General features: G+C 64.1%; 10 protein-coding genes. All 10 read right to left on the bottom strand.

The window, feature by feature from the left end; genetic code table 11:
* On the bottom strand, positions 1-1,284 hold the full coding sequence (locus UB31_RS09205) for an acetyl-CoA C-acetyltransferase (protein ID WP_045010623.1): 1,284 nt from the start codon (positions 1,282-1,284) through the stop codon (positions 1-3).
* On the bottom strand, positions 1,284-3,551 hold the full coding sequence (locus UB31_RS09210; protein WP_045010624.1) for an acyl-CoA dehydrogenase: 2,268 nt from the start codon (positions 3,549-3,551) through the stop codon (positions 1,284-1,286). The genes UB31_RS09205 and UB31_RS09210 overlap by 1 nt, the downstream gene beginning before the upstream one ends.
* A 280-nt stretch (positions 3,552-3,831) precedes the next feature.
* Positions 3,832-4,455: a flavin reductase family protein gene (locus UB31_RS09215; RefSeq protein ID WP_045010650.1), complete on the bottom strand. Its 624-nt coding sequence runs from the start codon at positions 4,453-4,455 to the stop codon at positions 3,832-3,834.
* Between the two features lie 143 nt (positions 4,456-4,598).
* Complete coding sequence (locus UB31_RS09220; protein ID WP_045007902.1) at positions 4,599-5,198, bottom strand: TetR/AcrR family transcriptional regulator; 600 nt, start codon at positions 5,196-5,198, stop codon at positions 4,599-4,601.
* 33 nt (positions 5,199-5,231) lie between these two features.
* Positions 5,232-8,369, bottom strand: coding sequence for an efflux RND transporter permease subunit (locus UB31_RS09225; protein ID WP_045007901.1), 3,138 nt, complete (start codon positions 8,367-8,369; stop codon positions 5,232-5,234).
* A gap of 181 nt (positions 8,370-8,550) precedes the next feature.
* The gene (locus UB31_RS09230; protein ID WP_045010625.1) at positions 8,551-9,657 is read right to left on the bottom strand and encodes an efflux RND transporter periplasmic adaptor subunit; all 1,107 of its coding nucleotides are present in this window, start codon (positions 9,655-9,657) and stop codon (positions 8,551-8,553) included.
* Positions 9,658-9,911: 254 nt separating this feature from the next.
* A complete protein-coding gene (locus tag UB31_RS09235; protein ID WP_045010626.1) occupies positions 9,912-10,730 on the bottom strand; it encodes an SDR family NAD(P)-dependent oxidoreductase in 819 nt (272 codons plus the stop codon).
* A 146-nt stretch (positions 10,731-10,876) separates the two neighbouring features.
* On the bottom strand, positions 10,877-11,266 hold the full coding sequence (locus UB31_RS09240) for a hypothetical protein (protein WP_045007898.1): 390 nt from the start codon (positions 11,264-11,266) through the stop codon (positions 10,877-10,879).
* Between the two features lie 170 nt (positions 11,267-11,436).
* Positions 11,437-12,357, bottom strand: a complete 921-nt coding sequence (locus UB31_RS09245; RefSeq protein ID WP_082078454.1) for an AraC family transcriptional regulator — start codon at positions 12,355-12,357, stop codon at positions 11,437-11,439.
* 49 nt (positions 12,358-12,406) lie between these two features.
* On the bottom strand, positions 12,407-13,738 hold the full coding sequence (locus UB31_RS09250; protein ID WP_045010627.1) for an MFS transporter: 1,332 nt from the start codon (positions 13,736-13,738) through the stop codon (positions 12,407-12,409).
* Positions 13,739-13,811: the final 73 nt, after the last annotated feature.

Genomic DNA, 13,811 nt, shown 5'->3' on the forward strand with positions numbered 1-13,811 from the left:
TCACACCGCCTCGATCAGCATGGCGCCGCCAAGCCCGCCGCCGATGCATTCGGTGGCAACCCCGCGCCGCGTGCCGAGCCGCTTCATGGCGTTGACCAGATGCAGCACGATGCGGTTGCCCGAGGTGCCGACGGGATGGCCGAGCGAGATCGCACCACCATCGACGTTGAGTTTTTCACGGTCGATCTCGCCGGCTGCGCCGTCAAGGCCAAGGATCTCGCGGCAGAACTTCTCGTCGTTCCAGGCGGCGAGACAGCCGAGCACTTGCGTGGCGAAGGCCTCGTTCAGCTCCCAGGTCTCGACGTCCTTGATGGTGAGATTGTTGCGCTTGAGCATCGGCGTTGCCGACATCACGGGCCCGAGCCCCATGATGCTCGGATCGAGCGCCGCCCAGTTGCTGTCGACGATCACAGCCTTCGGCGTCAGCTTGTGCTTTGCGACCGCCGCGTCCGAGGCAAGGATCACCCAGGAGGCGCCGTCGGTGATCTGCGAGGAATTGCCGGCGGTGACCTGGCCCCAGGGACGCTCGAACACGGGCTTCAACTTTGCCAGCGTCTCAGACGAAGAGTCCGGCCGCACGCCATCATCATGATCGAAGAATTTGCCGTCGCGGGAGAAGGCAGTCTCGACCTCGCCCTTGAGGAAGCCCTGCGCCTGCGCGTTCGCAAGCCGGCGATGGCTCTCGGCCGCGTAAGCGTCCGACTGTGCGCGCGTGATACCGAAGAGGTGGCCGACGACCTCGGCGGTCTGGCCCATGTTCAAGTCGGTGATGGGATCGGTCAGCCCGCGCTCAAGGCCAATGATCGGCTTGAGATAGCGCGGCCGCAGCTTGAAAGCCGCACCCAGCTTCGCAGCGATGCCCTTCGCCGTGGCGAGGCCGGCAAACCAGCGCACGCCGGAATTCGGCCAGACCAGCGGCGCGTGGCTCAAGGCCTCGGTGCCGCCGGCGAGGACCATGTCGGCATGGCCCTCGCGGATGTAGCGGTAGGCGGTGTCGATCGATTGCATGCCGGAGCCGCAATTGATCTGCACGGTGAAGGCGATCATGTCCTCGCCCATGCCGAGCCTGAGCGCGGCGACGCGGGCCGGGTTCATCTCGTCGGCGATCACATTGACGCAGCCGAGGATGACCTGGTCGAAGGCCGTGGGCGAAAACGGCTGGCGGGCCAGCAGCGGCCGGCCGCATTGCACGGCGAGGTCGACCGGCGTGAACGGTCCCGGCCCCGAGCGCGCCTTGAGAAACGGCGTCCGGCTGCCGTCGACGATGAAAACCGGTCGTGCCATCAGCTCGCCGCCCTCTGTTCACCGAGTTCCTGGAAGAACTGATGCACATCTCCGGTTTTCTTGTAAATCGGCGACAGCGCCTCCGGCGCAAAATCGTCGACCTCGATCACTTTTGCGACAGCTTCGTGGGCGGCCGCGAGCTGCTCGCCTTCGGCTTGGGTGATGACACCCTTGGCCACCGCGTCCTTCCAGTCGGTTATATGCGCGGCGCGCATGCGCTTGGTGATCGCGTCTGAGTTTACGACCAGCGCGAATGCGCGCTCCAGGCGCGCAAAGCCGCAATCGTCATCGACATGCGCGAGATCCGGCGTGATGCGGTCACGCGCGGCCGACGGCTCCAGCACCAGGCTTGCGCATTGATGCACGACGCGGTCGGACGGGCCAAGCACGCGGGCACCGAAGGGCTGAACCACGAGCTTGAGGATCACAGCGACGAAGCGGTTCGGCAGGTTGGCAAGGATTTCGGCGAGGCGGTTCTCGATGGTCCTGAAGCCGCTCGCCATGCACCATTCCAGCGCGGCAAAATCCTCCTTCTGCCGGCCCTCGTCCTGCCAGCGTTTTAGCGCGGCAGAGAGCAGGTACAGCTCGGAGAGGATGTCGCCGAAGCGCGCCGACAGCATCTCCTTGCGCTTCAGCGCGCCGCCGAGGGTGAGCAGCGCCATGTCGGCGCAGAGCGCAAAGGCCGCCGAATAGCGCGAGAGCTGGCGATAGAATGGCATCGCTTCGCCCGCATCGGGCGCCGGCGCGAAGGCACCAAAGGTCCAGCTCCGGCCGAAGGCGCGCAATAGCGTCTCGAAGCTGTGGCCGACATGCTTCCAGAATGCCTTGTCGAACGCGGTCAGCCCGCGCTCGCGGTCGGTGTCGGCAAGCGCGTTCATCTCGTCGAGCAGATAGGGATGCGCGCGGATAGCACCCTGCCCGAACACGATGAGGTTACGGGTCAGGATGTTGGCGCCCTCCACGGTGATGCCGACCGGCACGGCGCGGTGCAGATTGCCGAGATAGTTTTGCGGACCGTCGATCACGGCCTTGCCGCCATGGATGTCCATGGCGTCGTCGATCGCGATCCGCATCCGCTCGGTCGCGTGCAGCTTCATGATGCCGGAGATGACGGCGGGATGCACGCCGGCATTCAGCGCCGCGCAGGTTAGCCGCCGCGCCGCATCGAGCTGGTAGGCGGTCGCGACGATGCGGGCGAGCGGCTCCTCGACGCCTTCAAATTTGGAGATGGAGATGCCGAACTGCTCGCGGATGCGGGCATAGGCGCCCGTGGTGCGCGCGGCATAGGCGGCACCGGCGGCCGAGAGTGACGGCAGCGAAATGCCGCGGCCGGCGGCAAGCGCCGTCATCAGCATCTTCCAGCCCTGCCCGAGCCGTGCCTCACCGCCGATGACGTAGTCGAGCGGAATGAAGACGTCGTGGCCCCAGTTAGGACCGTTCTGAAACACCTGCATCGAGGGCAGATGGCGGTGGCCGATCTTGACGCCTGGAAGATTGGTCGGGATCAGCGCCACGCTGATGCCGAGCTCGTCCACGTCGCCGACGAGATGATCGGGATCATAGGCCTTGAAGGCCAGCCCAAGCAGCGTTGCGACGGGCCCAAGCGTGATGTAGCGCTTGTGCCAGTGGAGCCTGAGGCCGACGACCTCCTGGCCCTCGAAGATACCCTTGCAGATGATGCCGGTGTCGATCATCGAGGCGGCATCCGAGCCGGCTTCCGGGCTGGTGAGGCCAAAGCACGGAATGTCGCGGCCGTCGGCCAGCCGTGGCAGCCAGCGCTCCTGCTGCTCCTTGGTGCCGAAGCGCATCAGCAGCTCGCCGGGTCCGAGCGAGTTCGGCACCATCACCGTGACGGCAGCCGCGATCGAGCGGGTCGAGATCTTGCGCACCACTTCGGAATGCGCGTAGGGCGAGAAGCCGAGGCCACCAAACTCCTTCGGAATGATCATGCCGAAGAATTTTTCGCGCTTGATGAAGGTCCATACCTCCTGAGGAAGATCGCGCCATTCCCAAAAGATCTTCCACTCGTCGAGCATGGCGCAGAGCTCGTCGACGGGACCGTTGAGGAAAGCCCGCTCCTCATCGGTCAGCACCGCCTGCGGAATCTTCAGCAGCTTCGCCCAGTCAGGGTTGCCGGTGAAGAGATCGCCGTCCCACCAGACGTCACCGGCCTCCAGCGCCTCGCGCTCGGTGTCGGACATCGCCGGCAGCACGCCGCGCGCCCAGGAGAAGATCGGCTTTGTGATGGTGTCGCGGCGGAAGCTCATGGCGGACCTCATGCAACGGCGCGGTTGTCAGGCATTTTAGCGGAAAGTCGCGGGCGGAAGTGAACACTTCGCGAGCAAAAAAAGCGAAATTGACGCGGCCGGGCGGCCGCCCAGGGACCATAACGGCCAGGGCGTGGTGGCGGTTCCGGGAGGGGATGGACAGAGCGAGGAGCGGTAGCCCGGATGGAGCGTAGCGCAATCCGGGAAAGTCTATCCGGGGGTGAGAATCCCGGATTTCGCTTCGCTCCATCCGGGCTACAGGATGTGGACAGACTTGGGCCTAATCCGGCCGAACCATCTCGAACATGTTTTCCGGCTTGATCTCAAAATAGTCGCCGCGACGGCCGGCACGGACGATCGGGCGGGCGGCGGCGGTCTGGTAGACGCCGTCCTTGATCATGGCCTTGTCGATGTGGACGGCGACGACCTCGCCCAGCGTCAGCCAGGCATCAGCCTCCTTACCGTCGGCGCCCTTGAGGCGGACGATGTCGGACACCTTGCACTCGAAGGCGACGGGGCTCTCAGCCACGCGCGGCACGTTGACGAGCTTGCCGGGCACGGCGGTGAGGCCGGCAACCTCGAACTCGTCGACCTCAGGGGCGACATGCGCGGCGGTCGCGTTCATGTGCTTGGCCAGGTCCATGGTGGCGAGATTCCAGACGAACTCGCCGGTCTGCTGGATGTTCTCGACCGTGTCCTTCCAGTTGGTGGAGGAGAAGCCGATGATCGGCGGCACGTAAGCGAAGGCGTTGAAGAAGCTGTAGGGCGCGAGATTGACGTGGCCCTTGGTGTCGCGCGAGGAGATCCAGCCGATCGGCCGCGGTGCAATGATGGCGTTGAAAGGATCGTGCTTGAGGCCGTGGCCCTTGGAGGGTTCGTAGAAATAAAGGTCTTTGTCGGTCACGCGAGGTCTTCCCTGATCCTGGTAGCCCGGATGGAGCGAAGCATAATCCGGGTCCGCCAGCGCAATGCTCAACTATCCCGGATTGCGCTTCGCTCCATCCGGGCTACGTCGGCTTTGCTTATAGGAGAAATCTTGAGCGCCCGTCAGTGACGCGGCGACAGGCCCGCAATGACGAAATCGATCATCTGGTCGATCGAGGGGCCCGGCTTGGTGGCGCACTGGGCGATCATCTGGGGGTGGAAGAAGCGCATCATCGCGGTGCAGGCGCACATCGAGGCCAGTTGCAGGTCCGGCGCCTCGAACTCGCCGGAGGCGGCACCTTGCGCGATCATCTGGCCTATCACCGTGGTGATCAGCTCCATATGGGTGACGCAGACCTCCCAGTCCTCCTGCATCGCGATCTCGACCATCTCGTGCAGCTTGTTGTCGCCGACATAACGCTCGGTGTTCATGCGATGGATGGTGGTGAGCAGCTCCCGGAAGCGCTCCAGCACCGGACCGGGCCTGGCCACGATCCGCTGCGCCTCGAGCTCGACCTCGCCCATCAGCGAACGGGCCACTGCCTGATGGATCGCCTTCTTCGATTCGAAGAAGCGATAGACATTGGCGGGGCTCATCCGGAGCTCTTTGGCAATGTCGCCGACCGTGGTCTTCAGGTAGCCGATCTGGCGGAACAGCCGCTCGGCCACCTCGAGGATACGCTCCCGGGTGTCGCCTTCGATATGTTCCGAAATCAGGGCCATCAATCAGGACTCGTTAGCCAGCAGTCTTCTCATTTATTCAGCCGCTTCAGCAAGCGGAATTGCGTCCTGGTCATCGCTCCCATGCTGCGGCGCGGCAGGCTGCTCGGGGGTCCCCGCCTCATCCAGGCTCTTGCGGAACCACAGGGCGTAGAGGCCCGGCAGGTACAGCAGCGTGAGGAAGGTCGCGACGAACAAGCCGCCCATGATGGTGATCGCCATCGGGCCCCAGAAGGCGGAGCGAGACAGCGGGATCATGGCGAGGATGGCGGCGAGCGCCGTCAGCACCACCGGACGGGCGCGGCGGACGGTTGCCTCCACGATCGCCTCACGGCGGGTCAAGCCGTGGGAGACGTCGGTCTCGATCTGATCGACCAGGATGACCGCGTTGCGCATGATCATGCCGGCGAGCGCGATCAGGCCGAGCAGCGCCACGAAGCCGAACGGCGCGTTGGCGACGTTGAGCCCGAGCGAGGCGCCGACGATGCCGAGCGGTGCGGTCAAGAACACCAGGATCAGGCGCGAGAAGCTCTGAAGCTGGATCATCAACAGCGTCAGCATCACCATGACCATCAGCGGGAAGAGGATGAAGATCGAGGCATTGCCCTTGGCGGATTCCTCGAACGCCCCGCCCGGCTCGATGCGATAGGCCGGCTCGAGATTATCCTGAATCGCCTTCAGCTTCGGCGCGATCTGGCCGGTGACGTCGGGCGCCTGCACGCCGTCGACGACGTCGGAGCGCACGGTGATCGCCATGTCGCGGTTGCGCCGCCACAGGATCGGCTCCTCATGGGCATATTCGATTCTGGCGATCTGCTGGAGCGGTACGGCGACGCCGTTCTTCGAGGTGATGGTGAGATCGCCGACGCCGCCGAGATCGAGGCGCTCGGAGCCGACCGCACGGGCCACCACGCCGACCTTCTCGATGCCGTCGCGCACGGTCGTGACCTGCGTGCCCGAGATCAGCAGCGACAGCGCCTGCGACACGTCCTGCGGGGTCAGGCCCATGGCGCGGGCGCGATCCTGGTCGACGACGAGCTTGAGGTAAGGCGACTGCTCGTTCCAGTCGAGCTGGACGTCCTTGACGTTCTTGTTCTCACGCATGACGTCGCGGACCTGATAGGCGATCTCGCGCACCTTGTTGGCGTCGGGGCCGATCACGCGGAACTGGACGGGGAAGCCGACCGGCGGACCGAAGTTGAAGCGGTCGACGCGCACGCGCGCCTCGGTCAACATGCCGTCGGCAACCGCACCCTCGATCTTGGCCTTGACGCGCTCACGCGCCTCGACGCCCTTGGCGACGATGACGATCTCGGCGAAGGCCTCGTTCGGAAGCTGCGGATTGAGGCCGAGCCAGAAGCGCGGCGAGCCCTGGCCGACATAGGCGGTATAGGTGTCGATGTCCTGGTCGTCCTTCAGCAGCGTCTCGGCCTTCTTCACCGCCTTCTCAGTGACATTGAAGGCAGTGCCCTCGGGCAGGCGGAGCTGGAGGAACAGCTCGGGCCGCTCGGAGAGCGGGAAGAACTGCTGCTGGACATGGCCAAAGCCGACGATCGAAGCAACGAAGACGCCGACGGTCGCGACCACCACCGTGATGCGATGGTTGACGCACCACTGCACGATGGCGCGCAGGCCGCGGTACATGCGGGTCTCGTAGACCGCGTGCGGATCGTGATTGTGGTGCACCTTGATGTTGGGCAGCAGCATGACGCCGATATAGGGCGTAAAGATCACCGCCACGAACCAGGAGGCGACCAGCGCGATCGCCACGATCCAGAAGATGCTGCCGGCATATTCACCGACCGCGGAATTGGCAAAGCCGATGGGGAGGAAGCCAGCGGCCGTGACCAGCGTTCCCGTGAGCATCGGAAACGCAGTTGATTCCCAGGCAAAGGACGCCGCGCGCATGCGGTCCCAGCCCTGCTCCATCTTCACGACCATCATCTCGACCGCGATGATGGCGTCGTCGACGAGCAGGCCGAGCGCAATGATCAGCGCGCCGAGCGTGATACGGTGCAGGTCGAGCGACATCGTGTTCATGACGATGAAGACGATGCCGAGCACCAGCGGCACCGAGAGCGCGACCACGATGCCGGTGCGCCAGCCGAGCGCGAGGAACGACACGAACAACACGATCACCAGCGCCTCCATGAAGGAGTGCACGAATTCGCTGACGGCGTGCTCGACCACCTTGGGCTGGTCGGCGATGAGCCGAACGTCGACACCCTGCGGCACCGCCTTCATGAATTCAGCGGTCGCCTTCTCGACCTCCTTGCCGAGCTCGAGGATGTTGGCGCCCTTGGCGGTGACGACGCCGATGCCGATCGCAGACTTGCCTTCCTGGCGCACGATGAAGCTTGGCGGATCGACATAGCCGTGGGTGACGGTGGCGATATCGCCCAGGCGGAACACGCGACCGTCGCTCTCGACCGGGGTCTCGGCCACGGCCTTGGCGCCATCGAGCGCGCCGGTGACGCGCAGTGGCACGCGCTGCGACGAGGTCTCGACCGTGCCAGCCGGCGTCACATTATTCTGCTTGGCGAGTGAATCGAACAGCGCCTGCGGCGTGATGCCGAGGGTGGCGAGCTTGGCGTGGCTGAACTCGACGAAGATGCGCTCGTCCTGGTTGCCATACATGTCAACCTTGGTCACGCCCGGCACCTTGAGCAGGCGCTGGCGGAAGCCTTCGGCGACCTTCTTGAGCTGGGCGTAATCGGCGCCGTCGCCGGTCATCATGTAGAGGATCGAATCGACGTCGGAGAACTCGTCATTGACGACCGGCCCCAGAATCCCTGCGGGCAGTTGGCCCTGCACGTCGACCAGCTTCTTGCGCAGGAGATAGAAGAGATACGGCACGTCCTTCGGCGGCGTGGAATCGCGGAAGGTCACTTGGAGCGCAGTGAAGCCGGGCTTGGAATAGGTCTGCACCTTCTCGAAGTAAGGCAGCTCCTGGATCTTCTTTTCGATGGGATCGGCGACCTGCGCCTGCATCTCCTGGGCGGTCGCGCCTGGCCAGAGCACGGAGACGTTGACCACCTTCACCGTGAAGAACGGATCCTCGGCACGTCCGAGCTTCTGATAGGAGAAGAAGCCGGCGACGCCGAGCACAAGCATCAGGAACAGAACCAGCGTCGGATGGCTGACGGCCCAGGCCGAAAGGTTGAAGCGCTTCATCGCTCTCTCCGAAAAGACGATCCAATTGCCAAAAACGACAGCCACTCTGTTCGAACCGTCGTCGCGAGGCAGCGAAGCAATCCAGGGGGCTGGGCAGGTTCTGGATCGCTTCGCCGCTTCAGCCTTCGCATTTGCGCGACGGCCGAAACTCACCTCACACGACGTAACTCGTAAAAAAGTCTTAGAACGACAGTGACGACACGATCCGGACCTTCTGGCTCGGATCGAGCTTCTGCACACCGAGGGCGACGATCTTGGCGCCCTCGTCCACACCGCTGGTGATGACGACGTCGTTGCTCTCGTAGGACTTCACAGCGACCGGCTTCAGCGTGACCGCGCCGTTGTCGTCGACGACGTAAAAGGACGGCTTGCCGCCCTCATTGAACAGCGCCGACAGCGGCAGCCGCGCGACGCGCTCGGTGGCCGCGTCCGACAACGTCAGCGTCGCCGTCATGCCGAGCGAAACCTTGTCGTCGGCCTCGGGCAGCGAGAATTTTGCGAGATAGGTGCGCGTAGCGGAATCCGCGGTCGGCGCGATCTCGCGCAGCTTCGCCGTATATTTCTTGCCCGGCTCCGACCAAAGAGTGACGCTGGCGGCGCCCGATTTGGCACGTCCGACCAGCGTCTCAGGGATCGCGACGACCGCTTCCTTTTCGGCAAAGCGGGCGACGCGGATCGAGGTCTGGCCTGCGGCAACCACCTGGCCGGGCTCGATCAGCGTTGCGGTGACGACGCCACGGGCGTCGGCGTTGAGCGTCGCGTAGGAAAGGGAATTCTTCGTCAGCTCGACCGAGCGCTCGGCCCGGTTCAGGCGCGCACGGGCCTCATCGGCAGCGGCGCGGCTCGAATCCATCGCCGCATCGGTGGTCCAGCCCTTGGCCTTCAGATCCTTGGCGCGCTGCTCAGCGGCGGCGGCCTGGGCCAGCACGCCTGTCGACGCGGTCTGCTCGGCGACGGCCTGCTCGGCCTGGAGCTTCAGGTCGATCTCGTCGAGGATGGCGAGCGGCTGGCCGATCTCGACGGTCTGCCCAACTTCGACCAGGCGCTTTGCGACCTTGCCGGCGACGCGAAAACCGAGATCGCTCTCGATCCGCGGTCGAACAGTGCCGACGAAGCTGCGCTCGGGGGTCTCGGCATCATAATGGGCGGCCGCGACCAGAACCGGCCGCGGCGGCTCGGCCTTCTGCGCCACGGTGTCATTGCACCCGGCCAGCGCGGCGGCCATCAGGGCCAGCGACACACCCGCCAAAAGCCTGGAATAGCTCGATAAAACTGACCGAACGAACATCGGAGGACACTCCTGCGTCTGCAATGAGACGAATGTCGACTAATCACTGATGAAAGTCAATATTCGTCAGTCATCAGGAATGCGTGATCGTTAAGGGTGGTAACTGTCCTCGTCGCCCTGGCGGAGGCCAGGGCCCATTACCCCTGAAGTCGATTGTTAAAAGAGAACGTCTCCCCGCGTGCCCCAAGAGAAGCCGCGGGGTATGGGCCCTGGCTTTCGCCAGGGCGACGTTCCCAGACTGCGCACTTTGCGCCTCAGCCCTGTGCTCGCCTCGAGACGTCTGCCCAAGCCTCCCACGTGGCGAGCCGCTCGGCATATTGCTTCCGTGCGACGCCGAGAGGCACCTCACCGAGAAAGAGCCGGAGCGGAGGCGACGGCGCGTCGACGACGCTCAGAATGGCCTCAGCCGTCGCCGCGGGACTGCCGAGCTTGCGCGACACCGTCGCGGCCTTGAGCCGATTGCGAAGCTCTCCATATTCCGGCATCGGCTTGAGGCTGACGGAAGAACTTCCACGCCAATCGGTGTCGTAGCCGCCGGGCTCGATCAGCGTGACCTTGATGCCGAAATCTGCGACCTCCGAGGCAAGTGTTTCTCCGAGACCCTCCACCGCCCATTTGGAGGCATTGTAGATGCCCGCGGTCGGAAAGGTGATGATGCCTGCGATGCTGGACGTGATCAGGATATGTCCGCGGCCTTGCTGGCGCAGAAAAGGTAGCGCGGCCTGAACGACCCACAGCGTGCCGAAGAAGTTCGTGTCGAACTGCGCGCGTGCATTCTCCTGGTCGGTTTCTTCGATGGTCCCGAACACGGCATAGCCGGCGTTGCTGACGACCACATCGAGGCGTCCGAATGTCGCCGCCGCAACGCGTACGGCTTCCCTGGCGTCATCCTCGCTGCGCACGTCGAGCTCGATCGGCAACAGCGCAGAGCCATAGGTCTCAAGGAGATCCGCGAGCGTTCCCCTGTTTCGGACGCAGGCTGCGACCTTGTCTCCGCGCGCAAGCGCGGCTTCTATCCAGGCGCGCCCCAGTCCGCGCGAAGCACCCGTAACGAACCAGATCTTTTCGGCCATAGTCGATCATCCTCAAAATGGTGGCGGTGGCCCCGAACGAACGTCGTTTTTGACGACCCTGCTCGGCAGCTCTGACCAGAGTTAGCGGAGGTCTTTGCCTGATCGGTAACTGGCATGGGCCAGACAATGCGCCGATCCGGCCAACTTCATTGCGCGGCGCCTCGCCTTGCCAGCACGTCTTTTCCCAACGCCGTGGCCTCTGTCTCATCGCGAACGAAGTGGAAAGGCACGCCGAACGCCTTGCCAAAGCCTTGGGCCGCCAATCTGAGCGGCATTGGCGTTGCCTCCAGGCCTTCGATCACGATCGCCGCGGCGCAGAGCTCTCGAAGGCGCTGCTTGTTCCGCTTCAGAAACAACGCGCGCGACTTCCTCGCGTCCTGTGAATCGTTCGCATCGTCATCGCCGTCATGCTGCGCGATCAAAACGAATGTACCGCCTTCCGCAAGAAGCGCTGCGAGCTCGGCTTCTGCGTTCCCTTCGGGACCGTCGGTATCGCGGAGAAAAACCAGCGGAAATTGGCTTCTGTCGATCGGCATGGCAGGCTCCTGCAAAGCGGTGCAGCGCCTCTCGCGTGAAGGCGCTCCCAATGGCCTGATCCTATCGATCACGCACCCGCTGGAGCGCGCATCAGATCAGGCCATCAAGTAGCTCCAGACGGCCAAAATGCGGATTTCCAACGTGTGGCCGCATGACGCCGGGCCTGCCTTCACGATTTCTGCTTGGTGTGCCGCTGGGCAACCGCCCCGAAATCGACGACCTCCGCGTTGGGACGGATATCGACACGCGGAGTGTCGTCGGCGGCACGGCCGGGCGGCTTCCGAATCTCCCGTTCGAGGTCGCCCATCGCAGCTTCGGTGAAATACCGAGCCGGTGTCGTCCCAAGCATCCGTCTAAACATGGCGATAAAAGCGCTTGGGCTTTCATAGCCAAGGTCGAACGCGATATTCGTAACGGAGCTTCCAGAGGCTAGACGCTGGAGTGCCAATCCAATGTGCAACTGCTGTCGCCACCGCATGAACGACATACCCGTCTCGCGTTGAAACAGCCGTGACAGTGTGCGGTTGCTCGCGCCAACGCGCGCGCCCCATTCCTCGATCGTGAAACGTAGCGATGGATCATCGATCAATGTCTCGACAAGCCGCCGCAGGCGCCGATCCGTCGGCATCGGCAAATGCAAGGGTTCGAGCGGAGCCGCCTGGAGTTCGTCCAGCAATACGGCGACCAGCCGCGCTTCTCGCGTATCACCTTCCGGATAGAGCGATGGCCCCGCAATGAACCGCAGCAGCAGCTCGCGAAGCAGTGGCTGGACGAACAAGATCCCGCAGCCGCCGCGGAGCGAGCTCGCCGTCGCGGGATCGACATAGAGGCTGCCGACAGAAATCGGACCGGCCGAGCGGGCCACGTGGGCGACGCCGCTCGGAATCCAGATGGCGCAATGGGGTGGCACGGTCCAGATGCCACCGGCGGCTTCGACAGTGATGACGCCGCTGACCACATAGAGCAACTGCGCCTTTCGGTGGCAGTGAGGCTCGGTTTCACGGATCGATGCAAGCTCGATCGTCAGTCCGACGACGGGGCGCGGCACCTGGTCGGGATCGTCCAGGTCCGGGATGTTCGAAAGGCCCATTGACCAGCCTCCTGTTCGCTAGCTCGCAAATTGTGAGGTTGGTTGCCCCTCACCGCCCCTGTTCGGCGAACTCGTGCTTGCTCTCGTGGCCGCCGATGAAGACGAGGATGCCGGCGAGCAGAGGCAGCACCGCGAGCACCAAGAGGCCGGTCGAGGTCTGTCCCGTCGCTTCCTTGACCCAGCCGATCAGATACGGCCCGCCGAAACCGGCGAGGTTGCCGACCGAGTTGATCAGGGCGATAGCGCCGGCCGCAGCCGTGCCCGAGAGCCAGGCGGTCGGCAAGGTCCAGAACACGCCGAAGCAGCAGAACACGCCGATCGCGGCGACCGTCAGCACCACCATCGTCATGGTGGGATCGGAGAGGTAGCTGGAGGCGGCAAGCGCAATGGCCGTGAGCAGCAGCGGCGCGCCGACATGCATCACGCGCTCGCGCGTCGCATCCGAATGCCGCGCCCACAGGATCATGGCGATGGTGCCGAACAGATACGGGATCGCGGTGACGAAGCCGGTCTGGGCGTTGGTGAGACCGAACGCCTTGACGATCTGCGGCAGCCAGAACTGCATGCCATAGAGCGCGCCGACGAAGCCGAAATAGACCAGGCTCAGCATGATCACCTTGGGTGAGGACAGCGCCTCGCCGAGCGACAAATGCTTCACCGCCTGCTTGGCGGCAATCTCGGAATCGAGTTTGGCCTTGAGCCAGACCTTCTGCTCGGCCGACAACCAGTCCGCCTTCTCCGGCCTGTCGGTCAGGTAGAACCAGGTGACGATGCCGAGCAGCACCGAGGGGATGCCCTCGATGATGAACAGCCATTGCCAGCCCTTCAGCCCCATCGCGCCGTCGAGCCCGAGCAACAGGCCCGAGATCGGCGCGCCGATCACGGTCGAGACCGGGACCGCGATGGCGAAGGCGGCGAGGAATCGGCCGCGATATTCGGCCGGGTACCAATAGGTGAGATAGAGGATGATGCCCGGGAAGAAGCCGGCCTCGGCGACGCCGAGCAGGAAGCGCAGCACGTAGAAGCTGGTGACGCCGCTCGTCAGCGCCATCAACGCCGAGATGATGCCCCAGGTCACCATGATGCGGGCGATCCAGCGGCTCGCGCCGAACTTTTCCAGCGCGAGGTTGCTCGGCACCTCGAAGATGAAATAGCCGATGAAGAAGATGCCGGCGCCCCAGGAGAAGATCAGCGGCGTGAACTTCAGCTCGGCATTCATGGTCAGCGCAGCGAAGCCGAGATTGACGCGGTCGAGATAGGAGAAGAAGTAAGCCAGCACCAGGAACGGAATCAGGCGCCAGGAGATGGCACGGATGGTCGAGGTCTCGATTTCACTCTTGGCTGCGCCGGCAGAACCGGCATAGGTCGTGGTCTGGCTCATGGCTTCCCCCCGGGGTTGTTGCTTTTATGGGCTAAAATGCGGTTTTCAGCATCGCGGGCGAAGAGTCAATGGA

It is taken from the genome of Bradyrhizobium sp. LTSP849 (genome assembly GCF_000938255.1).
GTDB lineage: Bacteria > Pseudomonadota > Alphaproteobacteria > Rhizobiales > Xanthobacteraceae > Bradyrhizobium.

Excerpts from the sequence above, each read along its gene's own strand:
- UB31_RS09235 (WP_045010626.1), bottom strand. The coding sequence starts at position 10,730 with ATGGCCGAAAAGATCTGGTTCGTTACGGGTGCTTCGCGCGGACTGGGG.
- UB31_RS09225 (WP_045007901.1), bottom strand. The coding sequence starts at position 8,369 with ATGAAGCGCTTCAACCTTTCGGCCTGGGCCGTCAGCCATCCGACGCTG.
- UB31_RS09250 (WP_045010627.1), bottom strand. The coding sequence starts at position 13,738 with ATGAGCCAGACCACGACCTATGCCGGTTCTGCCGGCGCAGCCAAGAGT.
- UB31_RS09245 (WP_082078454.1), bottom strand. The coding sequence starts at position 12,357 with ATGGGCCTTTCGAACATCCCGGACCTGGACGATCCCGACCAGGTGCCG.
- UB31_RS09210 (WP_045010624.1), bottom strand. The coding sequence starts at position 3,551 with ATGAGCTTCCGCCGCGACACCATCACAAAGCCGATCTTCTCCTGGGCG.
- UB31_RS09240 (WP_045007898.1), bottom strand. The coding sequence starts at position 11,266 with ATGCCGATCGACAGAAGCCAATTTCCGCTGGTTTTTCTCCGCGATACC.
- UB31_RS09205 (WP_045010623.1), bottom strand. The coding sequence starts at position 1,284 with ATGGCACGACCGGTTTTCATCGTCGACGGCAGCCGGACGCCGTTTCTC.
- UB31_RS09230 (WP_045010625.1), bottom strand. The coding sequence starts at position 9,657 with ATGTTCGTTCGGTCAGTTTTATCGAGCTATTCCAGGCTTTTGGCGGGT.
- UB31_RS09220 (WP_045007902.1), bottom strand. The coding sequence starts at position 5,198 with ATGGCCCTGATTTCGGAACATATCGAAGGCGACACCCGGGAGCGTATC.